The organism is Melittangium boletus DSM 14713 (genome assembly GCF_002305855.1).
Classification (GTDB): Bacteria; Myxococcota; Myxococcia; order Myxococcales; family Myxococcaceae; genus Cystobacter; species Cystobacter boletus.
The window spans coordinates 554,871-581,235 of the sequence record NZ_CP022163.1 but is presented as its reverse complement, the minus strand read 5'-3'; the positions used below and the strand labels follow the sequence as shown (position 1 = coordinate 581,235).

The 26,365-nt window shown below is 68.7% G+C and carries 26 protein-coding genes and 1 pseudogene; 11 read left to right on the top strand and 16 right to left on the bottom strand.

Going from position 1 to position 26,365, the window contains the following annotated elements:
* Positions 1-61 precede the first annotated feature (61 nt).
* Positions 62-694, top strand: a complete 633-nt coding sequence (locus MEBOL_RS02495) for a hypothetical protein (protein ID WP_245919396.1) — start codon at positions 62-64, stop codon at positions 692-694.
* 55 nt (positions 695-749) lie between these two features.
* Positions 750-1,241 (top strand): VOC family protein, encoded by a 492-nt coding sequence (locus tag MEBOL_RS02490; protein ID WP_095975904.1) that lies wholly within the window; start codon positions 750-752, stop codon positions 1,239-1,241.
* Here the strand turns inward: MEBOL_RS02490 and MEBOL_RS02485 are convergent.
* Entirely contained in the window at positions 1,226-1,816 is a 591-nt protein-coding gene (locus MEBOL_RS02485; RefSeq protein ID WP_095975903.1) for a hypothetical protein, read from the bottom strand. The two genes, MEBOL_RS02490 and MEBOL_RS02485, sit on opposite strands and share 16 nt — an antisense overlap.
* Before the next feature lie 109 nt (positions 1,817-1,925).
* Positions 1,926-3,497 (bottom strand): serine hydrolase domain-containing protein, encoded by a 1,572-nt coding sequence (locus MEBOL_RS02480; protein ID WP_095975902.1) that lies wholly within the window; start codon positions 3,495-3,497, stop codon positions 1,926-1,928.
* Positions 3,498-3,761: 264 nt separating this feature from the next.
* Here MEBOL_RS02480 and MEBOL_RS02475 point away from each other — a divergent pair, with 264 nt between their 5' ends.
* The gene (locus tag MEBOL_RS02475; protein ID WP_245919393.1) at positions 3,762-4,589 is read left to right on the top strand and encodes an Ig-like domain-containing protein; all 828 of its coding nucleotides are present in this window, start codon (positions 3,762-3,764) and stop codon (positions 4,587-4,589) included.
* A 48-nt stretch (positions 4,590-4,637) separates the two neighbouring features.
* On the opposite strand, the gene MEBOL_RS02470 is transcribed toward MEBOL_RS02475, so the two are convergent.
* The 3 genes from MEBOL_RS02470 to MEBOL_RS02460 all read right to left on the bottom strand — a co-directional run bounded on the left by MEBOL_RS02470 (position 4,638) and on the right by MEBOL_RS02460 (position 7,399).
* Positions 4,638-5,453, bottom strand: a complete 816-nt coding sequence (locus MEBOL_RS02470) for a carboxypeptidase regulatory-like domain-containing protein (RefSeq protein ID WP_095975901.1) — start codon at positions 5,451-5,453, stop codon at positions 4,638-4,640.
* A 99-nt stretch (positions 5,454-5,552) separates the two neighbouring features.
* Complete coding sequence (locus tag MEBOL_RS02465) at positions 5,553-6,428, bottom strand: hypothetical protein (RefSeq protein WP_245919392.1); 876 nt, start codon at positions 6,426-6,428, stop codon at positions 5,553-5,555.
* 35 nt (positions 6,429-6,463) lie between these two features.
* Positions 6,464-7,399, bottom strand: a complete 936-nt coding sequence (locus MEBOL_RS02460) for a metalloenzyme (RefSeq protein ID WP_095975899.1) — start codon at positions 7,397-7,399, stop codon at positions 6,464-6,466.
* A gap of 23 nt (positions 7,400-7,422) precedes the next feature.
* Between MEBOL_RS02460 and MEBOL_RS02455 the strand changes: the two genes are divergently transcribed.
* From MEBOL_RS02455 to MEBOL_RS02440, 4 genes are all read left to right on the top strand, one after another.
* Positions 7,423-8,505: a DUF4388 domain-containing protein gene (locus MEBOL_RS02455; protein WP_095975898.1), complete on the top strand. Its 1,083-nt coding sequence runs from the start codon at positions 7,423-7,425 to the stop codon at positions 8,503-8,505.
* 200 nt (positions 8,506-8,705) lie between these two features.
* A complete protein-coding gene (locus MEBOL_RS02450) occupies positions 8,706-9,242 on the top strand; it encodes a YceI family protein (RefSeq protein WP_095975897.1) in 537 nt (178 codons plus the stop codon).
* 11 nt (positions 9,243-9,253) lie between these two features.
* A complete protein-coding gene (locus tag MEBOL_RS02445; protein WP_095975896.1) occupies positions 9,254-10,420 on the top strand; it encodes a hypothetical protein in 1,167 nt (388 codons plus the stop codon).
* 8 nt (positions 10,421-10,428) lie between these two features.
* Complete coding sequence (locus MEBOL_RS02440) at positions 10,429-10,908, top strand: hypothetical protein (RefSeq protein ID WP_095975895.1); 480 nt, start codon at positions 10,429-10,431, stop codon at positions 10,906-10,908.
* Between the two features lie 52 nt (positions 10,909-10,960).
* Here MEBOL_RS02440 and MEBOL_RS02435 read toward each other — a convergent pair whose 3' ends face one another.
* Positions 10,961-12,109: an ADP-ribosylation factor-like protein gene (locus tag MEBOL_RS02435; protein ID WP_095975894.1), complete on the bottom strand. Its 1,149-nt coding sequence runs from the start codon at positions 12,107-12,109 to the stop codon at positions 10,961-10,963.
* Complete coding sequence (locus MEBOL_RS02430) at positions 12,106-13,251, bottom strand: anhydro-N-acetylmuramic acid kinase (RefSeq protein WP_095975893.1); 1,146 nt, start codon at positions 13,249-13,251, stop codon at positions 12,106-12,108. The genes MEBOL_RS02435 and MEBOL_RS02430 overlap by 4 nt, the downstream gene beginning before the upstream one ends.
* A gap of 287 nt (positions 13,252-13,538) precedes the next feature.
* Between MEBOL_RS02430 and MEBOL_RS02425 the strand changes: the two genes are divergently transcribed.
* A complete protein-coding gene (locus tag MEBOL_RS02425) occupies positions 13,539-13,892 on the top strand; it encodes a hypothetical protein (protein ID WP_095975892.1) in 354 nt (117 codons plus the stop codon).
* 538 nt (positions 13,893-14,430) lie between these two features.
* Here the strand turns inward: MEBOL_RS02425 and gstA are convergent.
* From gstA to MEBOL_RS02395, 6 genes are all read right to left on the bottom strand, one after another.
* A complete protein-coding gene (gene gstA / locus MEBOL_RS02420) occupies positions 14,431-15,039 on the bottom strand; it encodes a glutathione transferase GstA (protein ID WP_095975891.1) in 609 nt (202 codons plus the stop codon).
* Positions 15,040-15,181: 142 nt separating this feature from the next.
* Positions 15,182-16,249 carry a 3-isopropylmalate dehydrogenase gene (gene leuB, locus MEBOL_RS02415; protein WP_095975890.1) on the bottom strand — a complete coding sequence of 356 codons (1,068 nt, stop codon included), beginning with the start codon at positions 16,247-16,249 and terminating at the stop codon, positions 15,182-15,184.
* The gene (leuD, locus tag MEBOL_RS02410) at positions 16,246-16,821 is read right to left on the bottom strand and encodes a 3-isopropylmalate dehydratase small subunit (RefSeq protein ID WP_095975889.1); all 576 of its coding nucleotides are present in this window, start codon (positions 16,819-16,821) and stop codon (positions 16,246-16,248) included. Before leuD ends, leuB begins: the two co-directional genes overlap by 4 nt.
* 5 nt (positions 16,822-16,826) lie before the next feature.
* The gene (leuC, locus tag MEBOL_RS02405) at positions 16,827-18,257 is read right to left on the bottom strand and encodes a 3-isopropylmalate dehydratase large subunit (RefSeq protein ID WP_095975888.1); all 1,431 of its coding nucleotides are present in this window, start codon (positions 18,255-18,257) and stop codon (positions 16,827-16,829) included.
* A gap of 1 nt (position 18,258) precedes the next feature.
* Positions 18,259-19,839: a 2-isopropylmalate synthase gene (locus MEBOL_RS02400; RefSeq protein ID WP_095975887.1), complete on the bottom strand. Its 1,581-nt coding sequence runs from the start codon at positions 19,837-19,839 to the stop codon at positions 18,259-18,261.
* A gap of 102 nt (positions 19,840-19,941) precedes the next feature.
* Positions 19,942-20,100, bottom strand: a complete 159-nt coding sequence (locus MEBOL_RS02395) for a hypothetical protein (RefSeq protein ID WP_218920869.1) — start codon at positions 20,098-20,100, stop codon at positions 19,942-19,944.
* A gap of 127 nt (positions 20,101-20,227) precedes the next feature.
* Between MEBOL_RS02395 and MEBOL_RS42520 the strand changes: the two genes are divergently transcribed.
* Positions 20,228-20,398, top strand: coding sequence for a DUF5953 family protein (locus MEBOL_RS42520; RefSeq protein ID WP_245919390.1), 171 nt, complete (start codon positions 20,228-20,230; stop codon positions 20,396-20,398).
* Positions 20,399-20,418: 20 nt separating this feature from the next.
* On the opposite strand, the gene MEBOL_RS02390 is transcribed toward MEBOL_RS42520, so the two are convergent.
* Positions 20,419-21,660, bottom strand: a complete 1,242-nt coding sequence (locus tag MEBOL_RS02390; protein ID WP_095975885.1) for a hypothetical protein — start codon at positions 21,658-21,660, stop codon at positions 20,419-20,421.
* A 310-nt stretch (positions 21,661-21,970) separates the two neighbouring features.
* Between MEBOL_RS02390 and MEBOL_RS02385 the strand changes: the two genes are divergently transcribed.
* The gene (locus MEBOL_RS02385) at positions 21,971-22,948 is read left to right on the top strand and encodes a WD40 repeat domain-containing protein (protein WP_095975884.1); all 978 of its coding nucleotides are present in this window, start codon (positions 21,971-21,973) and stop codon (positions 22,946-22,948) included.
* A gap of 287 nt (positions 22,949-23,235) precedes the next feature.
* Here the strand turns inward: MEBOL_RS02385 and MEBOL_RS02380 are convergent, their stop codons facing one another.
* A complete protein-coding gene (locus tag MEBOL_RS02380; RefSeq protein ID WP_095975883.1) occupies positions 23,236-23,712 on the bottom strand; it encodes a DUF2019 domain-containing protein in 477 nt (158 codons plus the stop codon).
* Positions 23,709-25,151, bottom strand: a pseudogene (sitA5, locus tag MEBOL_RS44235) (SitA5 family polymorphic toxin). The gene MEBOL_RS02380 and the pseudogene sitA5 overlap by 4 nt, the downstream one beginning before the upstream one ends.
* Positions 25,152-25,340: 189 nt before the next feature.
* Here sitA5 and MEBOL_RS02365 point away from each other — a divergent pair.
* Complete coding sequence (locus MEBOL_RS02365) at positions 25,341-26,282, top strand: aminoglycoside phosphotransferase family protein (protein ID WP_218920868.1); 942 nt, start codon at positions 25,341-25,343, stop codon at positions 26,280-26,282.
* Positions 26,283-26,365: the final 83 nt, after the last annotated feature.

Below are 26,365 nucleotides of genomic sequence, written 5' to 3'. Positions count from 1 at the left end.
CCGGACGTCCCCGGGTGGGAAGATATTCAGCGCAAGCGCGACGCTCCGGGAGGTTCGCACGATGGCTCGGTCCAGGGGCTTGAGGTTGATGGTGTACGACCGGACATGCGGGGGGCGCTGGGGTTTGCCCGGGCTCACCGCCTCGTGGCGCGCCGGGAGCGTGTTGTACCGGGGGCTCGGCCGGCTCGATGACTGGAGCGGCGTGGCGAGCTGGCCCGAGGCCCTGGACTGGTTGCTCGCGCGTTCCCAGGACGAGCCCATCGCGGAAATCCAATACTGGGGCCATGGGACCTGGGGCTGCGTGCTCGTCGATCACAAGCCCCTGGATGTCCGGGCCCTGGTTCCGGGCCACCCCTGGCACGAGCGCCTGGCGGCGCTGCGCGATCGGCTCGTGCCTGGCGGGGACTCGCTCTGGTGGTTCCGCACCTGTGAGACGTTCGGGACCGCCCGGGGCCATGCCTTCGCGCGGGCCTGGACCCGGTTCTTCGGGTGCCGCGCCGCCGGGCACACCTACACCATCGGGCCCTGGCAGAGTGGCCTGCACTCCCTGCGCCCGGGGGAGGTGCCGTCCTGGTCCGTGGAGGAGGGAGTCCAGCCCGGGTCGGATCCGGCGCGGCCGACCTCCCTGGGGTCGGGTCCCCGCGAGCCCCACACCATCTCCTGTCTGGGGGGGCGGGTGCCCTCGGGCTATTGAGCGCGGGGACGGAGGCCCTTGCCTGGGTGGGGGCGCTCTGCGACGGTGCGCCGCCATGAGCACACGACCGTTTCGGATCCTGGGTCTGCAGCAAGTGGCCATTGGCGGTGCCGACAAGGCGCCCCTGCGCAAGCTCTGGGTGGACCTGTTGGGTCTCACTCCCTCGGGCACCTACCGCAGCGAGCGCGAGAACGTGGACGAGGACATCGTCGTGGCGGGCGCTGGCCCCTTCCGCGTGGAAGTGGACCTGATGCAGCCGGTGGATCCCAACGGCAGGCCTCGTGTGCACGATCCCGCGCTCAACCACCTGGGCCTGTGGGTGGATGACCTGCGCGCGGCGGTGACGTGGCTGGAGGGGCAGGGGGTGCGCTTCGCCCCGGGTGGCATTCGCAAGGGCGCGGCCGGCTTCGACGTGACGTTCATCCACCCCAAGGGCAACGAGCAATTTCCACTCGGAGGCGAGGGCGTGCTCATCGAGCTGGTACAGGCCCCCACGGAGGTCATCTCCGCCTTCGAGGTCCTCGCGAAGGCTCAGGGGGCCGCGTAGTTCTGCACCCGGGAGTTGAGCTCCACCGCGACGGAGAAGATCTGCGCCCAGGTGCGGCTCTTCCAGCGCTCCACGAGGCCGGGCTTGTCGTTGGCGTGCTGGAAGAGATCTTCCCGGAACTGGGCGTCCGCCGCCTTGCGGGCCTCCGGGCCCAGGGGTTGGCCCACCCGGGCGTGGTAGCGCAGCAGGTCGTAGCCGTAGTCGTGCGTCTTGGCCATCACGTCGAAGTCCTCGACGGGGCCGATGCCTCCCGGCGACGACGCGTAGCCCAGCGGATCCTGCATCCGGGGGCCGTGCGGCGTCTGCAGCAGGACGGGCTTGTAGCCCATCACCTTCTCGAAGTCGGCCGGAGGGGGGAGCGCGCCCGTGAGGTAGTCGCGCATGACCTGGGCCGGATTGGCCGCGGGCGCCAGCGCGACATTCGCCGAGCGCTGGAGCGCCGGGGTGAAGGTGTCCACCGGACGCGAGAGCCCCGGGGTGGCGGGCGTCTGGGGCGGGAGGGCGTTCGCGCGGGGGGCCGTGGGCTCGAGGGTGGGGAGACGGCTGGGAACGGAGTTCTTGATGCGCAGGTCCATGGAGTGCCGTCATTCCCTGGCGCCGCCCGGGCGCCCGTTGAGCGGGGATGAAGGCGTTATCGGAAAATGAGAGCGGCGGGTTGCGTGGAAGCGCTCCGCCGCCTCGTTTTCAGGGGGTGAGGCGGCGCAGGGCCTCCCGCAGGCCCGGGTCGAAGCGGAAGGGCTCGGGGCAGGCCCGGGCCTCGCAGACGGCGAGGTAGTCGTTGAAGAAGGCGAGCGCGCCCCTCGAGGAATAGCCGCGCAGCCGTTCGGGCCCCACCGCCTCCTCCAGCGTTTTCGCCATGTGGACGCCCACCCGGATGAAGAGTCCGTTCGCGCGCGGCTGGTGGGCGGCGAGGATGCGCGCGCGCGCCGCGGCGGGCTCGCGGGCGATGGCGCTCCGGTCCAACAGCCGCGTCACCTGGGTGAATGCCTCCGCGAGCCCGTTCGCGTCGGGCCGTGTCCCAGGTCCGTGCTCGGCCCACGAGTGGTAGGCGAGTCCATAACCAAAGACGCGGTTCAGTCCCTCGTTCACCACCTCGTCCACCGGATCCCGGAGCCGCGCGCTCACCCGAGGGCCCTCGTTCTCGAGCAGCAACCCGATGATGTGGGACGCGAGGCGTTTGAGCGGGACGGCCTGGCCCTCCAGATTGCTCGCGAGCGCGATCGCCACGCCCTCGCCCGGCAGCAGCAGGAGCAGCGTGGAGGTTTCCGGCTGCGCGCCCGCATGGGCCACCACGTAGTGTCCCCGGAGCGGCCACGTCGCGAAGCCCATGCCGTAGTCGGTGAGCCGCCCATCCCGGGTGCTCATGGACGTCTGCATCAGCCCCGTGGTGGCGCGCGACACCAAGCGCTCGTCGAGCAGCGCCTGGCCGAAGCCGAGCAGATCCTCGATGGACGCCCGGGTGCCACCCCCCGCGAAGCGGCCCGAGACGTCGACGCGCCGCGAGGGGACCAACTGGCCCTCCCGGAGCCGGTAGCCCGCCGCGTGGTGCTCGTCGCGCGTGAGGCGATCATCCAGCGCCGCGTGCGCCATTCCCGAGGGGCCGAAGACGTGCGCCTGGAGGTAGTCGCCATAGGACTGGCCCGAGACGGCCTCGATGGCGGCGCCCAGCAGGTTGTAGGCCCAGGTGCTGTAGATGAAGCGGGTGCCGGGTTCGGCCTCCAGCGCGTAGTCCGCCACGAGCGCGACCGCCCCCGCGGTGTCGAGCCGCCCGGTGTCCTGGCTTGGACCGAGGCGGCCATAGTTCGTCACCCCGCCCAGGTGGCCGAGCAGTTGCCGCACCGTCACCGGCCAGCGCCGCTCGGGCCAGGTGGGCACCCACGTGCGGATGTCCGCGTCCAGCTCGAGCCGGCCCTGTTCCACGAGCTGCATCACGGCCACCGCGGTGAAGGACTTGGTGAGCGAGGCCATGCGCCAGGTGGTCCTCGGCGTCGCCGGCAGCGCCTGGGCCAGGTCGCGCAGGCCGTAGGTGCCGACCCAACGCGCGTCCCCGCGCACCACGCCCACCGCCAACCCCGCGTGCGGCTCCCGGGCCAGCATGTCGCGCACGAGGGCGTCGAGCGCTCCCTGGAGTTCGGGCGGGAAGGCGCGTGCCTCGGCCGGTGCTGGCACATGGGGCCGCTCGCACACCGGGACGCCGGGGAGCGCCGCCTCCACCGGCACGCCGAGCAGGAGCACCATCAGCGCGAGCCACTTCACCTGCCGCCTCCCCGGGGCCCTTTCCCCGCATGGGTTCGTTCGCGGTGAGCCATCGGCGCCCAGGCTAGCCGGATCCCCCCGAAACCGGGCGGCTGTGGAGGAAAAGGGCAATGCCACACAGGGGTTGTTCCTTTACTCCACACATTGGGTTCCCGTCTCCGAGGGCGGAGCCCGTGGAACACGGTTTGCTGTGGCGTGATGGGTTTACCCACAGGGGTCCTTTGGCCCCAAATTTTCGCAACACCAATGGAAAACAAACCCATCATGAAGAAACTGTTCACGCCGTTCGTGGCCGTGTCCGTCGTCCTGTTCGGGTCCGCCTGCCAGAAGGTGGAGAAGATCGCGGTGACGCCGTCGAAGGTGGCGCTGTCCGAGGCGGGCCAGACGGCCCAGCTGGCGCCCCAGGCGCTCACCGGAGAAGGCGAGCCCGTGCAGAAGGCGACGTTCGAGTTCGCTTCCAGCGACGGGCAGGTCGCCACCGTGGATCCCCTGGGCAAGGTGACCGCGGTGAAGAGCGGCTCGGCCACCATCACCGTGAAGTCCGCCGAGGTGAGCGCCACCACGCCCGTGGAGGTGGTCATCCCCTCCACCCTCGTGCTGCAGGGCGCGCCGCTGACACTCACGGGCCTGGGCTCCGAGGGCGCGCTCACCGCCGAGGTGAAGGACGACGCGGGCCGCACCGTGCCGGACGCGAAGGTGGAGCTCTCCAGCGCCGACGCCAACGTGGTGGCGGTGGAGGGCAACACCCTCAAGGCCAAGGCCGTGGGCACCACCACCGTGACGGCGACCTCCGGTGCGCTCAAGCAGACCGCCGAGGTGACCGTGAAGCTGCCGGACGTGGACACGGTGGCCTTCACCGAGACCGTGCCCGCCACGCTCAAGGTGGGGGAGAGCGCGGCGCTCGCGGTGGTGGCCAAGGGCACCGATGGCGCCTCCATCCAGGGCGTGTCCTTCACCTTCACCACCAGCGACGAGAAGATCGCGACCGTGGATGCCGAGGGCAAGGTGCAGGCCGTGAAGCCCGGCTCGGTCACCATCAAGGCCGAGGGCGGAAGCAAGGCCGCCGAGACGAAGCTCACCATCAAGAAGTAGTCGCACGGCCTCCCCCCGCGACGTGGTGTCCCGGGGGGAGGAGCGGCCCTACTTCGTGGCCGCCGCGAACTCGAAGGACGCCGGGGTTTGCTCGCCCTCCTTCACCGTCACCCGCGCCGTCCGCGTGCCCAGCGTCTCATGCCAGGCCTCGAGGGTGTACGTCCCCGGAGGCAGGCCCTCGAGCGTGAAGGCGCCATCCTCCTGCGTGGTGGTGAAGAAGGCATTGGGGCTCATCACCACCCAGGCGGTCATCCACGGGTGGATGTCGCACTTGAGGCGGATGATCTCCGCGTCCGTGGGCGGCATGGCCTCCTTCGTCTTGAGCGGCGGCTGGGTGACGTTGAAGAGCTGCTTGGCCCCAGCCATGCCCCGCACGTTGTGCAGCGTGCTGTCGCTGTTCATCAACACGAGCGGCTGGCCGATGACGGCGCCCTGGACGCGCGGCTTGTACATGCAGCGGTTCTGGTCCACCACCACCATGGTGCCGGGGGGCGGCTTCGCCTGTCCGGGAATCTCTCCCTGGATGCGCACCAGCACGTTGGCCAGCTTGCCGTCCGTCACCTGGACGGGCCGATCCTCCAGGTCCATGCCATCGCAGTTGGGGTCCGAGTCCGGAACGATGGGCTTCGGGGCGGGCGGCTTGCCCTTGAAGGTGACGATGCCCTGGACGGAGCCGCCGCCCTTGGGGGCCGGGGCGTCCTCGTCCTGGGGCAGGGGCACGTCGGCGGGCAGGTGCTCGGCCTTGATGCCCGGGGCCGGGGGCGTCGCGGCCGGGGCGGCGGGCGCCTCGTCCTTCTTGCAGGCCGTCAGGGCGGTGAGCCCCACGGTCCCGAGCACCGTCAGGCCCAGCGTACGCAGCTTCATCGTGCAGTTCTCCTCACACTCCGGCGGCGCGCGGGGGTCGCGGGCCCGGGTGGGGATGGTCCAGGCGTGTCGTAACAGAAAAGCGGGCCCCGGGGCCAATCACGGTGGCTCCGGCTCTCCCGATGCGCCAGGGTGGTCTCCGAGAGGGCGGGCATCCTGGAGGAGCAGGCGGCCTCCCCGGAAGCCCCGCCAGCGCACGTAATGGGTGAAGTCCCGCGTGAAGGCCTCCACGGAGATGCCGATGGCGCGCTCGAAGGCCGGGGGGAATTCCGTCCCATCCCTCATCTCGCGCAGCACCCCTCGCACCGCCTCGTCCCCATAGCGCCGCGAGAGGAAGGCGAAGGCGTGGTGGGCCATTCCATAGACGAGGTTCGATTCGTCCCGGTACATCTCCGGGGTCGCTCGCAGGAGATCGCTCCCGGGGTGGCGCTCCAGGTAGCGGGCGATCTCCTCCAGCGACACCCACCGGTACGCCTGCTCGGCCGTGTACGAGGCCATGCCCTCGCGAAACCACAGGGGGATCTGCTTGCGCGACCAGCCGAAGCGGTCCGAGGCGAGCTGGTACATGACGCTGTGGGTGAGCTCGTGCAGCAGCAACTCGGTGAGCTGGGCGGGGGAGGCGCTGGCGGCGCCCCAGGTGGACGGGGCCTGGAGGAACACCTCGTCGTAGCGGCTCCAGGCTCGCAGCCACTCGAGGCCCCGCTGCCGCGCGGCGGCCTCCAGGCTCGCATGGTCGGGCATCACCCGGATGGTGACGGGCTCGCGCAAGGCACCCCAGCGCTCGAGCCGGGGCAGGGCCTCGTCCGCGGCGCGCCGGACGCGGGGGATGTCCGAGGCATCCTCGGGCGAGTACTCGATGCGGTAGTGCCCCGTGGGGCTCGCCCATGCGTCCGAGAGCCGTGCCTCGGCGGCGGCCCACCGGGGCCCGGCACACCCCACGAGACACAGGCTCAGCCCGAGCGCCAGCCACCTCACGCGTCCTCGTCCGCCGTCCACTCGCATCCGCTCCCTCATGGCACGCCCCACCAACGCAGTACCGCGCGGCCCACGTCCGCCACGGTGGCCAGGGACTCCAGTTCGGGCGCTGGCGGCCCGAAGTAGAGCACGGGCACGGGATTGAGGGTGTGGGAACGTGTGGACAAGTCCTCCACGTTGCCGTGATCGCTGCAGATGAGCACGCGGGCGTCGGCGGGACGGGCGGCGACCACGGCCCGGGCGAAGGCGTCGAAGGCGTCCAGGGCCGCGTGGGCGGCGGCGAAGTCCTGGGCGTGCCCCGCCTCGTCGGCCAGGTAGTGCTCGAAGAAGGTGAAGTCGGCCTCGCCCGCCACCCGCCAGAACACCTGGGCGGCCTCGTCCGGGGTGCGCGAGGGGACGGCCAGGCTCCGGGATCGGGCCCGCTCCCCGGTGATGTCGTGGGTGAGTCCGAGCCCCGCCCGAGCGTCATCCAGGGTGCGCAGGGGCACATCGCCCGCCACGAAGGCCAGGGTGCTCGCCGAGGCCTTCATGCGCCGCAGGGCGGCCGGGGTGAGGGTGAACTCGGGGGCGCTGTCCGAGGGGCGCCGGGGCAGCCTCAGCGCGTCCAGGTAGGCCACGGGGTAGCAGTTGGCGAAGGTGGCGGTGCGGCCCGCGCCCACCAGGCGCTTGACGAGCGAGTGGCGCGCGAGCAGCTCGCGCAGGGGTGCGTCCGGGTAGCCGAGCACGTGCCGGCCGATGAGCGCGGGGGCGGGCTCGCCGGTGAGGATGGCCGTCTGGTTGGAGGCGGATTGGGGCCGCCCGGAGACACCGAAGGTCGTGTCCACGGCGAACAGGCGGCCCTCGTGGGGCAGGGGCCGGGAGGGCGCGTCCTGGAACTGGGAGAGCAGGTGCCCCCGCCCGGCGAGTGGATTGCTCGCGGGCTCGTTCCTCCCAATACCCACCCCATCAATGAAGAGGACCGCGACGCGCATGGCGTGTCACACTATGGGACTTCATGGCCCTCCACGGTGATTTCTCCAGTTTCCCCCTGCCCGAGCTCCTTCAGTGGCTGGACAGTTCCCGCAAGACGGGAACGCTCCAGCTCCTCACCTGGGAGGGCGGAGAGCGCGCGCTCTTCCTGCTATCCGGACAAGTATTGGCGGTGGCCAACGAGGGGCTGCGCGGGCGCGTGGCCCGGATGCTCGCCCTGGCGAAGTTGGCGGATGGGGCGGCGGTGCTCGCGGCCCTCAAGGCGCTGCCCCCGAGTGGCGAGGACGTGGACTCCGTCTTCCTGGCCCACCACGTGGAGCCGCGCCTGGTGCGCGATCTGGTGCGCGAGGAGATGCTGGGCTCCATGGTGGACCAGACCCGCGGGGGGCATGGCGCCTTCCACTGGACGGAGGACCTGGACCGTTCGGGCGAGGAGTGGGCCCCCTGCGAGATGAGCCTGCGCGAGCTGCTCTTCGAGTCCCTGCGCTGGGTGGATGAGCAGCCGGATGTGGATCGGGTGCTGCCGGGAGACGCGCTGACGGTGCGCGCGCTGGTGCCGCCGAGCCCGCGTCAGCCGCTGATGCACCGCATCCTCCTCACCCTGTGCGCGGGAGGGCAGAACCTGGGGCGGCTGCGGCTGTCCCTGGGCCTGTCGCGCTCGTCCACCTCGCGCCGGATCTTCGAGCTGCTGCGCGCCCGGCAGGTGGAGGTGGAGGGAGCGCCGGAGGTGGTGGTGGATCCGGTGACGGACATGCTGGAGAAGGGCGCGGTGCTGGTGCGCGAGCGGCAGTACGACGCGGCGGAGCTGGTGTGCGCGACGCTCCTGGCGAGCGATCCCACGGACCGGCGGGTGCGCGAGTTCGCCCGGATGGCGCAGAGCGAGCACGTGGCGTCGCTCTACGCGGCACTGCCTCCGCTGTCGGTGCCGGTGCTGTCGCCGGACTCGGAGGAGTTGAGCCTGCTCAAGTCCGAGGAGCGCCAGGTGGTGGGGCTCGTCAACGGCTCCTGGGACGTGTCCACCCTGGTGCTGGCCAGCCCCGCGCGGGAACTGGAAACGCTCAAGACCCTGGCCAAGCTGGTGCGCATGGGGCTGTTGCAACTGCGCTGAGCGGGCCCGAACCGCGCCGACCCCATCGCCGCCGTCCGCGCGAGTTCGCGGGCGGCGGTTTCGTTTTTCCGTTCGAGGGGGGGTGATGGTCCTTATTACCCGGGCGAGCGAAAAACGGGCGCGTGGGCCTCTACATCCCGCCCCCGAAACGGCTATGACGCCGTGTGTCGACAAGGGGCCGCTGCCCCGAGGAGAGATCGATGAGCCTCAGACAAGTGATGGCGATGGTGATGTTGCTCGCTGCTCCCGCGCTCGCGGGGGTGGAGCGTACGGGACCCGCGAACGCGACGTTCAATGGCAAGGGCCCCGCCGGATTCAAGATCGAGGGAAAGACGGACGAGGTGACGCTCAAGGACGACGGAAAGACGGTCGTCATCACCGTCCCCCTGGCGAAACTCACGACGGGTATCGACCTGCGTGACAAGCACATGCGGGAGAAGTACCTCGAGGTGGAGAAGTATCCGGCCGCGGTGCTGGAAGTCCCCTGGTCCGAGATCAAGCTGCCGGAGGCGGGCCAGACGACGACCCAGAAGGTGAAGGGCAAGCTGACCCTTCATGGCCAGACGAAGGACGTGTCCGCCGAGTACGTCGTCAAGCGCAACGGGGATGTCTACGAGGCAAGCGGCAAGATGCCGTTCAACTTCAAGGAGTTCGGCATCGACGTGCCCAGCTACATGGGCGTGACGGTGAAGCCAGACATCGAGACGACCACTTCGTTCAACTTCAAGAAGACCTAGAGGCCGTACCCATGCGTCAGTTGTTTGTTCTGTTCGTGCTGCTCGGGCTCTTCGCACCCCTGCGTGCGGAAGCCTACCCGTGGATGATCCGCCACGGTTATTCCAGCTGTGCCGCGTGCCACGCGGATCCCTCGGGGAGCGGGTTGCTCACCCCCTACGGACGGGCCCAGTCCGAGTTGTTGCTGGCCGCGACCTACGGAAAGACGAAGGAGGAAGTCAGCCCCAGCACCAACTTCCTCTTCGGCGCGGCGCCCCTGCCGGAGTGGTTGAACCTGGGGCTGTCCTTCCGGGGCGGCGCCCTCGTCAACCGGGTCCCCACGGCCACCAACGTCCGCCCCTTGCAGATGGCGAGTGACATCCGCGCCCAGGCCACCTTCGGCCAGTTCCGCGCCAATGCCAGCCTGGGGTTCGCGGTGCGGCGTGCCCTGCTCGCCTCCCTGACGCCCTGGGAGGGCAACAACGTCGTGTCCCGCGAGCACTGGCTCGCCTGGGACAACGAGGATCAGACGGTGGTGGTGCGCGCGGGCCGCATGAACATGCCGTTCGGTCTGCGCAACGCCGAGCACACCACCTGGGTGAGGGAGCGCACGCGCACCGACACCAACGAGCACCAGCAGTACGGCGCGGCCGTCGCCTACAACGGGGACGGGATCCGCGGCGAACTGATGGCCATCGCTGGCAACTTCCTGGTCAACCCGGATCTCTACCGGGAGCGCGGCTACTCGGGCTATGTCGAGTGGGCGCCACGATCGGACCTGGCCCTGGGCGTGAGCAGTCTGACCACCCGGGCGCGCTATGACATCGACTCCCGGCAGCCCGGTTTCTGGCGGCAGGCGCACGGCGTCTTCGGCCGCTGGGCCGTGGCGCGGCCGGTGGTGCTGATGGGCGAGGCGGATGTGCTCGTCAACTCATCGAGCGAGCAGGACGCGGGGCTGGGCTACACGGGCCTGCTGCAGGCGGATGTGGAGCCCGTGCAGGGTCTGCACGTCCTCGTGTCGGGCGAGGCGTTGAAGCCCGTGGGAGGGACTGGCACCAGCGTGGGCGCGGGCCTGGGCGTGGGCTTCGTGTTCCTGCCCCAGGTGGAACTGCGCTTCGATGGCTTCGCGCGGCGGACTCCCACGAACGACGGTGGCATCAATTCCTTCACCCTCCTTTCCCAGCTGCACCTCTCGCTATGAACGCTCTCATGAACCGTGGGTCTCGCCGTGCACTGGCTCGGGCCACCGTCCTGGGCCTCGGCTTGTTGGGTGCCACCTCCGCGTGGGCGACGGGCACTTTTCCCAACGTCGTCCGCTCCGAGCTGGCGCTCTCCTCGTTTCCGTCCTGCACCCTCTGCCATCAGGGCAACCCCGCGGTGGGGACGGTGGTCACGCCCTTTGGCACGTCGATGCGCGCCAAGGGCTTGATCTTCTACGACGAGGCGTCGTTGAAGAAGGCGCTGGCCACGCTGGACGCCGAGAAGGTGGACAGTGATGCGGACGGCGTGCCGGACATCGAGGAGCTGAAGACGGGCCGGGATCCCAACCGGGCGGAGGCGACCTCGGGCGATGGCACGCCCATCATCGATGACGTGTTGCCCGAGCCCACGTACGGTTGTGGAGCGGCGCCGGGTGGCCTGTCGATGGGCCTGGCGGGACTGCTGCTGCTGTTGAAGCGGCGTCGCTGAGGAGCCGCGCGCGGGGTGACTCCGCCCCGCGCGAGTCCGCGCCGCCGTGTTGTTACTCCGTGGCGGGCGCGGGCAGTCCGGCGGTGTGCAGCCGGGTGAAGATGTGCATCAACACGTACAAGGCGAAGGCGGCGTCATCCACGCGGTGGGTGGTTCGGGCCCCGAGGGTCTGCAACTTGAGCAGATCCCCTCCATCCACGTGCAGCAGGTAGGCCTGGGCCGCGAGCGTTCCTTCTCCCGCGAGCGCGAGTCCCCGACGCGCGGCATCGAGGCTGGCCTGGATGCACGTGCTGTAATCCCCAGAGGCGAACGCTCCCTCCGCCGCCCGCGCGTGATCGAACAGGTCCGAGGGCGCCAACGCGCTCACGGCGCCCAGTGGACGTTGTCCCGTCAGGGAGGGGGGCGCGGTGGCCGGCGCCACCTGCGGGAGCGGGGCCGGGTGCTGCGACCCGATGGCGGGCATGCTCGGCGAGGGCCTGGGGGCCATCACGGGAGGCATGGCCGGTGCCACCGGCGTCCTCCCCACCAGGTGCTGGTTGAGCTGCGCCTCCAGGCCTCCCTTCGCGCCCCGGGCGGTGGTCACGGCGGGAATGGCCGCGCGAGGGGGCGGCACGATCTTCTTGGCGCGCAGGTCCTGGATGACCAGCCGGGTGATGGCCTTGAGCGCATCCATCACGCCCCGGCCGCTGACGGCCTCGGTCTCGAACTCGGGGACGGCGCGGGGATTGAGCGCCTCGCGCAGCTCCTCCACGGGCATCGCCGTGGGCAAGTCCCGCTTGTTCCACTGCACCACCAGCGGGAAGCGCTCCAACCGGATGCCCTGCTCCAGCAGGTTCTCCTCCAGGTTGGCCAGGGACTCGCGGTTGGCGTCCATCATCTCCGGCTGCGAGTCCGCCACGAACACCACGCCGTCCGCGCCCTGCAACACCAGCTTGCGCGTGGCGTTGTAGAAGACCTGACCGGGCACGGTGTACAGCGCCAGCCGCACCGTGCAGTCGTTCACCCGCTCCACCTTCACGGGCAGGAAGTCGAAGAAGAGCGTGCGGTCTCCCTCGGTGGCGATGGACATCATCTCGCCCCGGTGCGCGGGGCGCACCGTCTCGAAGACCTTGCGCAAGGTGCTCGTCTTCCCGGACAGACCCGGTCCGTAGAAGACGATCTTCACCGCCACTTCCCTGGCCACCAGGTTCACGCTGCTCACGGTGTCAGCTTTCCTAGAACGACTCTCCGCCGGGCGCCAGTTGCCGACGGCACGTTCGCGGGCGTTCCCGAGAGATGTTCGCTCGCCAGGAGCGCGAAGCACACCGCTTCCTTGGCGCCCTCGGGCAGTCCCAACGCATCCACCGGACGCACTGGCAGTGGCGCGAGCCTCGCGGTCAGCCGCTCCATCAGCACCGGATTGCGGATGCCTCCCCCGGAGACGTACACCGCCTCCAGGGTGAAGCGCGGCAGCAGCCACGTCTCATAGGCGCGCGCCGTGGCCTCCACCGTGAACGCCACCGCCGTGGCCATCAGATCCTGCGGCGAGACGTCCCGGGCGCGCTCCCACAGCCGCGTCACCAGGCTGTCGCCGAAGCCCTCGCGGCCGGCGCTCCGGGGCGGGGGGAGGGCGAGGAAGGGGTGCGAGAGCAGTTCCTCCAGCAGTCCGGGCACCACGCGGCCCTCGCGTGAGAGGCTTCCATCCAGGTCGCACTGGAGCCGGCCCTGGGTGAGCCGCCGCGCCAGCCCGTCCAGCACCATGTTGCCCGGTCCGGTGTCGAAGGCGAGCGTGTCCTCGAGCCGATCGCTCACCACGCTCACGTTGCCGATGCCGCCCAGGTTCTGCAGTGCCCGCGCCACGCCCGGCTTCCGGAACAGGGCCCAGTCCAGGTAGGGCACCAGCGGGGCACCCTGGCCTCCCGCCGCCACGTCCCGGGTCCGGAAGTCGCTCACGACGCGGATGCCGGTGCGCTCGGCGATGACGGACGCCTCCCCGAGCTGCAGGGTGGAGGGCGTGGCCGACAGGTGCGAGGGCAGGTGGGCCATCGTCTGCCCGTGCGAGCCGATGACGTCCACGTCCTCGGGGCGGTGGCCTCCCCGGGCGATGGCCTCCAGCGCGGCCTCGGCGAAGCGTTCACCCAGGGCGAAGTTGAGCTCGCACAGCGAGCGGGCGTCATCCGCCGAGAGCACCCGCTGGGTGAACTCGGGCGGGAAGGGCCGCGAGACGTGCGACAGCAGGGTGATGCGGACCTCGGGCCCCGTGCCCTGGATCCGGCAGAGCACCGCCTCCACCGCGTCCACGCTGGTGCCAGACAGCAACCCGACGCACAGGCGCGACGAGGGAAGGGCCGAACGCGAGTCCATGCCCTTGAATGTAAGCGCCCACGTCCCCGGTTGCCGGGTCCGTTCGGGACGAACGACGAGAATCCTCCACTCGGTGCCTCAGGGAGGCTCGGGGGACGGGGCTGTTCGGACGCGCGCTTCCGGGCGACGAGGCCTCCCCCATGCGCGCCTGATCCTTCCTCCAACGGCGGATGCCCGGGCACTCGGGGGGTTCGAGCACCTGGGGTTCGATGGCGCATTCTCCGCTCGCGGGGGGCCCGGTTCCGGCGGGGACTCCGGTCCGTGGGGGGGGCAGTTGGGGCGGAGGGGTGTCCACCACGAGCCTCACGGGCGGGGACTCCCGGGGCGGTGGGAGGGCGGAGGGCTTCGGGCTCACCCCGGGCGGGGGAGACACCCGCTCGGGGAGGTTCACCTCCGCGCGAACCGGGGCGGAACGCACGGGGGGAGACAGACGCGGGGCGGGCATGCTCGGCCGAGGCCCCTGGACACTCTCGGTGACACGGCTGTCCCGGGACGGCGCGGTCCGCGCGCGCCGTCCACAACCGCTCACGTCGTTGCCCCGCAGGGAGGGCGTGCCCCAACTCACCTGGATGCAGTCCTCGGCTTGCGCGCTCACCGAGGTGTTGCGCACCGTGGCGCTCATGCCCAGGCTGATGCCCTGAGACGCCTGGGAGAGGGTCGCGCCGTCGATGACCGTGCCCCGGCCACCTCGCACGCGGATGCCATACCAGGCGCCCTCCGCGCCCTGTGAGGTGAACTCCACCGGGAGCTCCGCGGTGCCCCGCACCAGCAGCGTCCCATCGACAATGAGCTCGACTCGTTTGGGATCCACCCCGGATCCCAGAGCGTCATCGGAGGCGGCGATCACCTGCACACCCGGCTCCAGGGTCAGCTTCGTTCCCCAGGGAACCGTGACATCGCCATGCAACACATAGGGGCTGCCGCTCCGCTTCCAGACGGTGTCCCCGGACAACGCTCCCTGGACGTCCGTCGCGGCGGACGCCATCGCGGGAAGCAGGAGCATCAGGGTGAGGAGCACGGCACGCATGGCGGCGCCCAGCGTATCGTCCGCTCCGAGACATCGTCCAGGAGATCGCCCGAGGCTGGTTGCCCATCAGGCGGCACGGATGACCGATGGAGGACAGGTTCGGGAACGTGGGTTTCCCGTCTTCCCGTCCTCCCTCGATCAGCGACGGCGGATTACTTCAGCAGACCTTCGGCCTTGAGGGCCGCCTGCACCTGCGGACGCGCACCCACGCGCTCCTGGAAGGCCTTGAGGTGGGTGTACGGGCTCAGGTCAACGCCCGTGTGCGGCGCCCAGCTGAGCACCGTGAAGAGGTAGGCGTCGGCGACGGAGTACTGCTCGCCCTGGAAGTAGGGCTGCTTGCCGAACGTCTCGTTCACGGACTTGAGGCGGTTGGCCAGCTGGTTGCGCGCCATCGTCTTCGCCTCCTCCGGCAGGGCGGGATTGAAGAGCGAGCCGAACGGCTTGTGCAGCTCGGTGCCGATGAAGTTGAGCGTCTCCTGGAGGCGGTAGCGCTCGAGGGTGCCGTTGGCCGGCGCGAGCTTGGCCTGGGGCGCCTTGTCGGCGATGAACTGCACGATCGCCGGGCCCTCGGTGAGCACCGTTCCATCATCGAGCTGCAGGGCCGGCACATAGCCCTTGGGGTTGATGGTGGTGTAGTCCTTGCCGGACTCAGTCTTCTTGGTGCGCAGGTCCACCTTCTCGATGTCGAAGGTCTGCCCCGCCTCGAACAGGGCGATGTGGGGCGAGAGCGAACAGGCGCCAGGGGTGTAGTAGAGCTTCATGGGATGTCTCCGGATGGAAATGGGCCTGGGGGACAGGCGGCGGATATCTGCTCCATTCCCCGGTGCATTGCCAGCACTTCGCATCCCCCCGTGCCGCCGCCCCCCGTGACACGTCGCGTTGTCGTCCGCTGGCCTTGAGCCCTCAGTGGCGCTCGCCAAGCCGGGCCAGCACGGCCGTGCCAATGTCCCCGGTCCCCAATGGCCGGACACCCGAGGGGACGAGATCGGCGGTGAGGGCGCCTGCCTCGATCGAGGAGGCCACCGCGACCTCCACCGCGCGCGCCTCCTGCTCGAGCCCGAGCGAGTGACGCAGCAGCATGGCGACGCTCAGCAGCGTTCCATAGGGGTTGGCCACCCCACGGCCGGCGATCTCTGGGGCGGAGCCGTGAATGGGCTCGTAGAGCCCGCGCCGGTTCGCTCCCAGCGAGGCCGAGGGCAGCATTCCGATGGAGCCCGAGAGCATGGCCGCTTCATCCGTGAGGATGTCGCCGAACATGTTCTCGGTGACGATGACGTCGAAGTCGGCGGGGCGCCGGATCAGGTGCATGGCGCAGGCATCCACCAGCAGGTGTTTCAGCTCGATGTCTGGAAACTCCTCGCGGATGACCCGCTCAGTGACGGCGCGCCAGAGCCTCGAGGTCTCCAGCACATTGGCCTTGTCCACGGAGGTGAGCCGCTTGCGGCGGGCTCGCGCCAGGGAAGCCGCGGCGCGGACCACCCGCACCACTTCCTCCTCGGTGTACACGCAGGCATCGAAGGCCTGGTGCTCGTCCCGGCGCTTCTCCCCGAAGTAGATGCCCCCGGTGAGCTCACGCACCACCAGCAGCTCCACTCCGCGCAGCACTTCGGGCTTGAGCGAGGAGGCCTCGTGGAGCGCGGGGAAGGGCGCCACGGGCCGCAGGTTGGCGTACAAGCCCAGGGCCTTGCGCAGCGCGAGCAGTCCCTGCTCCGGACGCACCTTCGCGGGAGGGTCCCACTTCGGCCCGCCCACCGCGCCCAGCAGCACCGCGTCCGAGCGCTGGCAGAGCGCCAGGGTCTCTGGAGGCAGCGGAGTTCCGGTGCGGTCGATGGCCACTCCTCCCATGGGAGCCTCGACCAGCTCGAAGGAGTGGCCGAAGCGCTCCGCCACGGCGCGCAGGAGGCGGGTTCCCTGTTCCACCACCTCGGGCCCGATGCCGTCGCCCGGCAGGACCGCGATGAGCGCCTTCATGAGCGAGCCTCCTCGAAGCGGGTGATGGCCTCCTCCTGGCCGAGCAGGAATCCCAGCTCGTCCACCCCGTTCATCAGGCAGTAGCGGGCGAACGGATCCAACGGAAACATCGCCGACGTCCCATCCGAGAGCGTCACCGTGCGGTGCTCCAGGTCGATGCTCACCTCGGCGCCCGGCTCGGCCAGCAGGCGGCGGTGAAACCCGGCGTCCACCCTCACCGGCAGCAAGCCATTCTTGACCGCGTTGTTGGAGAAGATGTCCGCGATGGAGGAGCTGATGATCGCGCGGAAGCCCCAGTCCGTCAGCGCCCACGGGGCGTGCTCGCGCGACGAGCCGCAGCCAAAGTTGTCTCCAGCCACGAGCACCCGGGCCCCTTGGGCCTCTGGCCGCTCGAGGATGAAGTCCGGACGTGGGTTGCCGTCCGGCTGGTAGCGCCAGTCCGCGAAGAGCCAGCGGCCCAGGCCCGCGCGGTGGGTGATCTTGAGGAATCGGGCGGGGATGATCTGATCGGTGTCGATGTTCTGTTGCGCGAGGACGACGGTGCGCGAGTGCAACGTGCGGAATGGTTCCATGGCTTTCACCTCAAGAACTCCCGGGGATCGCTGACCTTGCCGGTGACGGCGGCGGCGGCGGCGGTCAGGGGACTGGCCAGGAAGGTCCGGCTCGCCTTGCCCTGCCTCCCTTCGAAATTGCGGTTGCTGGTGCTCACCACGTACTGGCCGGGTTGTGCCTGATCGCCGTTCATGGCGATGCACATCGAACAGCCAGGCTCGCGCCACTCGGCGCCGGCCCCGCGGAAGATGTCGTGCAGCCCCTCGGCCTCCGCCGCGCGCTTGACTTCCCGTGAGCCGGGCACCACGAGCACCCGGACGCGAGAGGCCACCTTCCGTCCGCGGAAGACATCGGCCGCCGCGCGCAGATCCGACAGCCGCGAGTTGGTGCAGCTCCCGATGAACACCACGTCGATGGGCTGGCCCAGCAGCCTCTGCCCCGGCCTCAGCCCCATGTAGAGCAGGGCGCGCTCCAGGGAGCCACGGGCGCTCGCGTCCGCCATGTCCTGAGGGGCGGGGACGGCGCCGGTGACCGGAATGCCCATGCCGGGGTGGGTGCCGTAGGTGAGCATCGGCTCGAGCGCGTCGGCATCCAGCGTCACCGACGCGTCGTAGGTGGCGCCTGGATCCGAGGGCAGGGTGCGCCAGTACGCCAGTGCCTTGTCCCAGGCCTCTCCCTGGGGGGCCCTCGGGCGGCGGGCGAGGTACTCGAAGGTCGTGTCGTCCGGGGCGATGAGGCCCGCGCGAGCGCCCGCCTCGATGGACATGTTGCACACCGTCATGCGCTCTTCCATGGAGAGGCCGCGGATGGCGCTCCCGGTGTACTCGAGGACATGCCCCGTTCCCCCGCCCACTCCCATCTTGGCGATGATGCCCAGGATGATGTCCTTGGCGCTCACCCCGGGGCGGAGGCGGCCCTCCACGCGCACCTCCAGGGTCTTCGGCTCGCGTTGCAGCAGGCACTGGGTGGCCAGCACGTGCCCTACCTCGCTGGTGCCGATGCCAAAGGCCAGTGCGCCAAAGGCGCCGTGGGTGCTGGTGTGGCTGTCGCCGCAGACGATGGTGGAGCCCGGCACGGTCAGGCCGAGCTCTGGCCCGATGACGTGGATGATGCCCTGGCGCTCCGATCCCAGCGCGTGCAACTCCACGCCGAACTCCTGGCAGTTGGCCTCCAGCTGGGAGAGCTGCGCCGCCGCCTCCGCGTCCGCCATGGGATAGCGCCCCTGGGCATCCGGCGGCAGCGTCGGGGTGGAGTGGTCCATGGTGGCGACGGTCCGCTCGGGCCGCCGCACTCGCAGGCCCCGCTGACGCAGCAGGCTGAAGGCCTGGGGGGAAGTCACCTCGTGCACCAGGTGCAGATCCACGTAGAGCATCGCGGGCGTCTCGGCCGTCTCCGGCCGGACGAGGTGGGATTGCCAGATCTTCTCGAACAGGTTCCGGGGGGTGGACGGGCTCATGTCACGCACTCGCTTGAATGGATGGGATGACGCGGCTGGAAACGGCGGTGGGGCCCGTGGTGCGAGCCATCCGGTTGAGGGCGTCGAGAAACGCGTGGGCACTCGCCGCGATGATGTCGGTGTTCACGGCCCGGCCCTGGAACCGGTGGGCGCCCGATTCCACCTCCAGGGAGACGTGTCCCTGGGCGTCCTCTCCGTCCGTCACGCTCGTCACCTGATAGCCGCACAGGCGGACGTGTTGGCCGGTGATGCGCTCGATGGCCTTGAAGACCGCGTCCACGGGCCCATCGCCGCAGGCGGCATCCCGCACCTTGCGCCCATCGGTATGTTCGAGGACGACGGAGGCGGTGGGCACGGTGCCCAATCCCGAGACACAGCTGAACGACTCCAGCTTCCAGGAGGACGCTTCCCGGGGACCGATATACCCCTGGACGAGGGCTTCGAGATCCGCGTCGAAGACCTCCTTCTTGCGGTCCGCCAGATGCTTGAACTCCTCGAACAGCTTGTCGAGCTGCGGGGCGTCGAGCTGGTAGCCGAGCTCGGTCATCCTCTGGCGCAGCACGTGGCGGCCGCTGTGCTTGCCCAACACCAGTTGGCTGCCCGAGAAGCCCACGTCCTCGGGGCGCATGATCTCGTAGGTGCCCCGGTGCATCAGCATCCCGTGCTGATGGATTCCCGCCTCGTGGGCGAAGGCGTTCTGTCCCACCACGGCCTTGTTCCGCTGCACCTGCAGACCGGTCACGTTGGAGAGCAACCGGCTGGTGGGGTAGAGGCGTTCGGTGCGGACCCGGGTACGTGCACCGAAGAAGTCATGGCGGGTGCGCAGGGCCATGACCACTTCTTCCAGTGCGCAGTTGCCCGCGCGCTCACCAATCCCATTGATGGTGCACTCCACCTGCCGCGCGCCCTCCGCCACCGCGGCCAGGCTGTTGGCCACCGCCAGCCCGAGATCGTTGTGACAGTGGACGCTCAGCACGACGCGCTCGATGCCGCGCACGTGGCGCCGCAAGTACGCGATCAATGAGGAGTATTGGGAGGGGACGGTGTAGCCCACCGTGTCGGGGATGTTGATGGTGGTGGCGCCCGCCTCGATGACCCGCTCGGCCACCTCGGCGAGGAATTCGGGCTCGGTGCGCGCGGCATCCTCGGCGGAGAACTGCACGTCCTCGAAGCGCTCGCGTGCGTAGCGGACGGCCTCCACGGCGCGCCGGAGGACTTCCTCCTGACTCATCTTCAATTTGAATTCACGGTGGAGCGGACTGGTGGCGAGAAAGACATGAATCCGCCGCCGCGCCGCCGCCCGAAGGGCCTCCCACGTCCGGTCGATGTCCTCGCGGTTGGCTCGCGCCAGGGCACACATCGTGGGCCCTTCGATCCGCTCGGCCACGGTGGTCACCGCCTCGAAATCACCCTGAGAGGCGACTGGAAAGCCAAGCTCGATGACGTCCACCCCCAGGTCCCTGAGCGCGAGCGCCACCTGGAGCTTCTGCGCGACGTTCATGCTGGCCCCCGGTGACTGCTCTCCATCACGCAGGGTGGTGTCGAATATAATGACGTGATCCTTCGTGCTCTCCGTGCTCATCCGGCCGCCTCGTCTCGTGTGCGTTGATGAAGCCGAAAAACGAAAACCCCGCCTCCGTTTCCGGGGGCGGGGTTTTTCGTTCCAGCCTGGTGTCATCCAGTCTCAGAACGGTGGCCCGGCCCCATGTGCACGCAGAAGAAGCGCGCCAAGAAGCACGGTCACCAGAGCCAGGGCGAACACGCACACCTGCACGAGCGCACGCGCGCCACGGTTCGTCACCGGGTGCGAGGGCAGCTCGAGGGTGTAGGGCGTGTTCGTCATTATCGGCTCAATGATAGCGCGGCCATTATGCACCATGTCATTCCTCATGGCCATCAAATTCACTGTCTCGAAGTCTCCCCGAGTCGCCAGGTGTCAGGGAACGTGACACCTCCACGTCCCGGCCCCCATGCGAATCGAACGCAGCTTCCTTCCCACCCCTGTCCCTCCCCATGCCTTGTGCGGGTGGGTGGTCAGGCTCACGGATGCGCCGCTCGAGCTGGAAAACCCCGCGCACCTGGATGCGCTGGGGAGTGCCTACGAGCGATTTCCAGCGATCGGCGGGCGCTCCACCCCTTGAGGGTCGGTACAGGCTCAGGTCTACAGGTCGTTGATCTTGGCTCGCTCGGTGTCCGCGGCCACACCAATCGTTCGGCTTTTATAGATGATGCGAGTACGGATCTCGAGGCCGTGTCCGTCGGCAAATAGGAATATCTGACTGTCGGGCCTTTCCCATTTGGAGATTTTTTCGGCTTCGCCAAGCTCTATGGCGGCACCCAGTTTTCGCCCGCGTCCTCCGAGGAGTGGCTCGGTCTTCCAGAGCACCTCGTCTGACAGGGGTCGACCGTAGAGCTTCGTGAGCAAGCCTAGGAGTTCGTCATACTCGGCGAGTGGATCCGCGGAGTTGTAACGGTCGTTGGCGATGGTGACAGTCACGACCGCCAGGCGGTCGCCAGCAAAGGCGAAAGCTGTGTATGCTTTGTAGCCTGCGACGTTACCCGTGAAGCCTATCCATGACTGGCCCTCGCTCTCAAATGGCTCCGCCTGGGGATACAGGGTCTTGATCTCTTTGCGGCTCATTCCCCATCGAGCTTTTTGATAGCCTTCCCCGCTTCGGTAACCTGAAGGTGCCTTCGGAGCGGGGGCTGGCTCCACAGCGGCTTCGGAGGCGATGGTGCCCTTCGGGGTTGGGTTGGAGGGGCCCGTTCCTGACGGCAACGGCGGATCCCTGTCTTCTGGCGTGCTCGCGATCCTCGTCTCCTTCGCCGCCTTGGCCTCAGCAGCACGCCGGACCTTTTCCTCCTCCTTGGCCTTCTGTGCGGCTGCCTCTGCTTTGGCCCGTTCTGCGGCCTCCGCCTTGTCGCGGGCCTCCTTCCGCATCGCCTCGGCCATTGCATTGGCTTCGGCCGTGGCCTCGTGTTGTCGTTCCAAGATATCGGGCCATCGCGTCTCTTCGCTCACACACTGCTCCGCCGCCATGGCCTCATCCGTGCACTGGACCTCTTCCTCCTCCCTGGCCTTCTGTGCGGCTGCCTCTGCTTTGGCCCGTTCCGCGGCCTCCGCCTTGTCGCGGGCCTCCTTCCGCATCGCCTCGGCCATTGCATTGGCTTCGGCCGAGGACTTGCGTTGCCGGACCGAGACATCGGCCCATTGCGTCGCTGCGCTCACACACTGATTGACGCGCCGTTGGCCAATAATGGCCGAGGTCCCGAAGATCGCGGCGGGAATGAGGAGGCCCGGGAGAATGATCGTGGCGATCTTTCGATCACCCGAGGTTGTGGGGATGATGTCGAGGGCGGACGCGGCGGCGACGCCCGAGCCGACACCGAGGATGCTCGCCACGATGATGTCGTTCCGAATCGGCTTCCGGTCCGTGGTGCAAACGGGGGCTTGGTTTGGACGCCACCCTGTGTGAAGCGGTTTGATCCGGGAGAGAGCGCACCCCGGCATGAGTGCCAGGGCCAAAAGCGCGCACAGGGGCGCGGAGAGAGAGGAACGTGATTCCATGGCCCCCGGAGGCTGCCATGGGGCTCGGCCATCTGGCCAGAGCGGGGAGAGTCTCGTGCGTGGGACGGTGGCCCTCGATGGGGTTGACTCCGAGGCCCGAGTCGCCCTGTGTCAGGGAACGTGACACCTCCACGTCCCGGCCCCCATGCGAATCGAACGCAACTTCCTTCCCACCCCTGTCCCTCCCCAGTCCTTGTGCTGGAGCGGTGACGCGCTCGTGGATTGGGTCTCCGGCGGGCTCCGCCATGGCCTGGACGGCGAGACCCTCGATCCTCATGTCCGCTACGGCTACCGCTTCGATGCCGCGGTGATGTCCCCGGATGGCCGCTATACCGTCCTCCACGAGCGGCTCGGCACCAAGGCGCTCCTATTGCGCGAGGGTGAGTTGGTACGGGAACTCTCCCGCAGCTACTACCACGCGGAGGTCTATGAATACCCCGTGGCCCTGTGGACGCTGCCGGGAGGCCGCACCCTCCTGGCCCATTGCCCCGATGAGTACTGCCGCATCGAACTGGAGGATGCCGAGACGGGCGAGTGGCTCACCCGGCGTGACAGTCCTCCCGTGGATGTCTTCCACTCCCGCCTCCAGTTCAGTCGAGACGGCCGCTTCCTGCTCAGCGCCGGGTGGATCTGGCATCCCGTCAATGCCGCTCATGTCTTCGATGTGACGCGCGCGCTCGAACAGCCCTCGACCCTGGACAGTCCCGTGGAGTTCTCCCTGGGAGATGGCTTCGTGGAGATCCACGCGGCGGCCTTTGGCGCGCGTGACACCGTCCTCCTCGAGTGTGAGGGATTGGACGAGGCCGAGCCGGGTCGGACACACCTCGTGGTTTATTCGCCCACCGAGAGGCGCGAACTGTCGCGCGTGCCCCTCCAGGAGCCCGCGGGGACCCTGATGCCCCTGGGGGAGCGGTACGCGCTCTGTCTCTACCAGCACCCCAGGCTCATCGAACTCGCGACCGGCCGCGTGGAGGAACGATGGCCCGAGTTGGAGACGGGCCGACAGTGCGGCAGCATCATTCACCACATTCCCCGGCCGCCGCCGCTCGCGTTGGATCCCGAAGGAGGCCGCCTCGCCGTGGGGACGGCGAAGGGCATCGAGGTTCTCCGATTCCATCTGTGAGCCCGGACGAGGCGTGGCGATACGCTTCGACGAGCCCATCCTCCACTGATGGCGGCGGGCGTTGCGTCGTCCAGGAGGCTTCCCAGCCCTGGTCCGTGCCGGTGGAGCGGTGCTTTCATGCCCTCGACCATGACCGGAGCTTCATCCAGTTGTGCTTCTAAATTTTGGTTCCGCGACTTTGACCTTATTACAGATCTTGCCACCTCGAACCACCTTGGCGCGGCGTCCATGTCGCCCTCCATTACCCCGAGCTTTGGCCGTCGTGCCCTGGCTTGCTCTTCTCAAGATCAACCGTCGCGTTTGTCCCGCTTGCTCCCCCTCCGTTTGTCAGGCGCGGGGCGCTCCGTGCGTGGTCGGCTGCGCTTGCTGGAAGGTGCCGGGCGGGCTGCTTCCGGCGGCCCCGCATCCTCGTCGGCGGGGTCTAGGGCCCATGTACCCTCTTCCCAGCGTTTCAACGCCTGGGATGCTTCAAAAGGGACCAGTCCTTTGCCCTTCGCTGCTTCCTCCAAAACCGCTTTGGCTTCCGCCGTGCGATGGCGCAACAGCAGCGCCGCCGCCGACACACGCACGTCCATTCGCGGATGCGTGAAGAGCACCGCGAGCGCATCCCGTCCGGTGTCACCATGAGCCCGCAGTTTGTCAAACACGGCTAAGCACTGATCAACATGCTTGTTCGCTGTCTTGGAGTCGCCCCGCCAAGCCGCCTCGGTTTCTGCCTGTACATGCCGCGTAAACTCCGCCACAAGACCTTGCAAATCAATCATGGCCAAATGCCATTTCTGACGTTCTGAATGGCCAGCAGGCCAAATTCCCGTTGTGCCTCATAAGACTGAGTGCTGAGCCACTGCCGCACCGTCAGAATTCTTGAGCCCGTAATCCTAAGCATCTTTCGAGAAAAGAGAGCACCAACCCGTGTGTGAAGCGCCTTGTCTAGTGCGATGACATTCTCGGTATTGTGCAGGGCCTCGCCCCCGAACCGTTTCGCGTTACCCGGAGTCTGCTCCACGATGTGATGCCATTCCTTTCCGGGGCCCGCCTTTCCCATGGCCGATTTGAAGCCACCAAACGACCCCCACGCCCTGTGCCCGTTGGGGAGGAGCTTACCCCGAGTCGGCGCAGGACTCCCAGCGCCAACGCCCCGGGCCACCATGGCCACGGCATGAGGCGCCAACACCACGCGGATCGTCCCCTCGGGCACAGAGACAATAAGGCGCTCGGCTCCGGTTGCCGTCTCCAGCAGGCCCAAGCCGGTACGAGTCGCGACTCTCTCCGACGCTTGCGCGAATCCGGGGAGCTTTGGGGCCTTGGAAGCAAGGGCCACCGTTTCACCAATGGCCGCCGTCCCCACGATGACGAGAATTCGCACACTGTTGGGGCCGATGACACGCCCGAAACGCTCGCCAATCTCGCGCAGTTCCGCAAAGGTGGAGGCCCGGGGCGCATCTTCGTAAAGCCGCGCATAGGCCCGCAGCAAATCAAAGAATTCATAACCGAGGTAACCCCATAGGGCGGCACTAAACACCAGGGCCGCGCCCTTCGTTATCGGCTCGGGCACTGGCGCCAACAGCAGCGCCATATAAACCGTGATGCTCATGCTGATCATCGCGAGCATTCGCGTAGGGTCGAGCATGGCCCGCACTTCCGCGCTTGCGCCTTCCAGGGCAGGGCCCACCGCCAGGGCGAGCGCAAGGCTTCGTTTGTCGTCATCCTAAATGCGGGGCCCGTCTTCAAACAGCGTCAGGCAATCCCCTGGAGTGCCGCACCGCTCGCAAAAATGCCCATAGGACCGGGCCAGGTCTGATTGCCACGCTTCGCCACTCAAGGGCGCGGAGGCCAACGCCAGCCTACGGCCGACATACAGCGGGGGATGGGGCGCGGCCACCCGAAGCGGCATGTTAAGCCAAAGCATTGTCATGGCCGCTGAAAACTCAGCGTCGCTCACCTGCACAGGCGCGAAGTCCGTGGTCAGCTTGGCAAAGAAAGCCTCTCCCTGGCTCCAGTCCTCGGCTTCCGCTTCCAGCGCCCATGGCTCGGGCGAGTCGTGCGGCACGGGTGGACGGTAAGGGGATGCCGTCAACCCTCCACCCATGGGGGCCCCCGTGGTGCACGCTGTCACCAGCATCAGTGCCGCCAGCGCCAGCGCACCCGCGCGCAGGGGCCGCCGTGTGTCCACGGGGCGAGTATCGACAGAGTGCCTAGACATTGCCGCACCTCTCCGGGCGAACCGCCCGAGATGGAAGCCCAAACCCGTCGATTACAGAAAGCGGCTGACAGCGAGGTCAAGCCGTCGGGTCTATGCGCCAGGGCCCGGCCTGACACACTTCGACGGCTGCCAGCAACCCATGGCCCGCGTCCGTTGACACCCGCGCCGACGTTGGCTGAAGTCGCCGGAGTGGGAGACCTCGTGCTGGACATCCCCGAGCCCGTGCGGCTCAAGGCGCTCGCGGAAGGACCGGCGGGAGAGGCCTGGCTCGCGAGGCTCGCGGGCGTTGTCACCGACCTGACAGCCGAATGGGAGCTGTCGCTCGGCCGAACGCTGACGGGAGGAACGGCGGCCTTCGTGGCGGAAGTCACGCGGGCGGACGGTCGCGAAGCGGTGCTGAAGGTGGCCCGTCCGGGACAGGCCTCGGCCGCGAGTGAACTCCAGGTCTTGCTGGCCGCGCGGGGCCGTGGCTACGTCGAGGTCCTCCGACATGATCAGGCGCGGGGCGCGATGTTGCTGGAGCGGCTCGGCTCTCCGATGGCCGAGCTCGGGTGGTCGGTGGACACCCAACTCGAGTTCCTCTGCGCAACCCTCCAGGAGGCCTGGGCGCCACTGCATGAAGGGTCATCCTTCATGAACGGCGCCGAGAAAGCGCGAAGTCTGGCCGAGTTCATCGAGACGACCTGGCACGAACTGGAGCACCCTTGCCCGGAGCGGACCGTGGAGGTGGCGCTCCGCTACGCCGAAGAGCGCCACCGGAGCTTCGATCCGACGCGGGCCGTGCTGTCCCATGGCGACGCCCATCCCTGGAACACGCTGCGCGTCCCCGGCGCGGGGCCGGAACGCTTCAAGTTCGTCGATCCCGAGGGCCTCTTCATCGAGCGGGCCTATGACCTCGGCATCCTCATGCGAGAGTGGACTCCCGAGTTGTTGCTCGGCGATCCGCGGGAGCTGGGCGACCGTCGCTGCCGCCGCCTCGCCGAGCTGACCGGCATCGACCCTGGACCCATCTGGCAATGGGGTTTGATCGAGCGGGTCTCCACGGGGTTGGTGTGTCTGAAGGTCGGCCTGGAAGGAGGTCGCGACCTGCTCGCCGTCGCCGATGCCTGGGCGGACGGGGCCTCGCGGTAGAGGGCGGCTCGACCCCCAAGCACCAGCCGCAAGCCGACGCGATGACCCGGCCAGTTTCCGGCCGCGCTGGGTGGACCCCTGGT

Coding starts and splice junctions, on each gene's coding strand:
- leuB (WP_095975890.1), bottom strand. CDS start 16,249: ATGAAGGCGCTCATCGCGGTCCTGCCGGGCGACGGCATCGGGCCCGAG.
- MEBOL_RS02455 (WP_095975898.1), top strand. CDS start 7,423: ATGGCCCTCCACGGTGATTTCTCCAGTTTCCCCCTGCCCGAGCTCCTT.
- MEBOL_RS02400 (WP_095975887.1), bottom strand. CDS start 19,839: ATGAGCACGGAGAGCACGAAGGATCACGTCATTATATTCGACACCACC.
- MEBOL_RS02490 (WP_095975904.1), top strand. CDS start 750: ATGAGCACACGACCGTTTCGGATCCTGGGTCTGCAGCAAGTGGCCATT.
- MEBOL_RS02380 (WP_095975883.1), bottom strand. CDS start 23,712: ATGATTGATTTGCAAGGTCTTGTGGCGGAGTTTACGCGGCATGTACAG.
- MEBOL_RS02485 (WP_095975903.1), bottom strand. CDS start 1,816: ATGGACCTGCGCATCAAGAACTCCGTTCCCAGCCGTCTCCCCACCCTC.
- MEBOL_RS02440 (WP_095975895.1), top strand. CDS start 10,429: ATGAACCGTGGGTCTCGCCGTGCACTGGCTCGGGCCACCGTCCTGGGC.
- gstA (WP_095975891.1), bottom strand. CDS start 15,039: ATGAAGCTCTACTACACCCCTGGCGCCTGTTCGCTCTCGCCCCACATC.
- MEBOL_RS02450 (WP_095975897.1), top strand. CDS start 8,706: ATGAGCCTCAGACAAGTGATGGCGATGGTGATGTTGCTCGCTGCTCCC.
- MEBOL_RS02395 (WP_218920869.1), bottom strand. CDS start 20,100: ATGACGAACACGCCCTACACCCTCGAGCTGCCCTCGCACCCGGTGACG.
- leuD (WP_095975889.1), bottom strand. CDS start 16,821: ATGGAACCATTCCGCACGTTGCACTCGCGCACCGTCGTCCTCGCGCAA.
- MEBOL_RS02475 (WP_245919393.1), top strand. CDS start 3,762: ATGAAGAAACTGTTCACGCCGTTCGTGGCCGTGTCCGTCGTCCTGTTC.
- MEBOL_RS02460 (WP_095975899.1), bottom strand. CDS start 7,399: ATGCGCGTCGCGGTCCTCTTCATTGATGGGGTGGGTATTGGGAGGAAC.
- MEBOL_RS02470 (WP_095975901.1), bottom strand. CDS start 5,453: ATGAAGCTGCGTACGCTGGGCCTGACGGTGCTCGGGACCGTGGGGCTC.
- MEBOL_RS02385 (WP_095975884.1), top strand. CDS start 21,971: ATGCGAATCGAACGCAACTTCCTTCCCACCCCTGTCCCTCCCCAGTCC.
- MEBOL_RS42520 (WP_245919390.1), top strand. CDS start 20,228: ATGCGAATCGAACGCAGCTTCCTTCCCACCCCTGTCCCTCCCCATGCC.
- MEBOL_RS02495 (WP_245919396.1), top strand. CDS start 62: ATGGCTCGGTCCAGGGGCTTGAGGTTGATGGTGTACGACCGGACATGC.
- leuC (WP_095975888.1), bottom strand. CDS start 18,257: ATGAGCCCGTCCACCCCCCGGAACCTGTTCGAGAAGATCTGGCAATCC.
- MEBOL_RS02430 (WP_095975893.1), bottom strand. CDS start 13,251: ATGGACTCGCGTTCGGCCCTTCCCTCGTCGCGCCTGTGCGTCGGGTTG.
- MEBOL_RS02445 (WP_095975896.1), top strand. CDS start 9,254: ATGCGTCAGTTGTTTGTTCTGTTCGTGCTGCTCGGGCTCTTCGCACCC.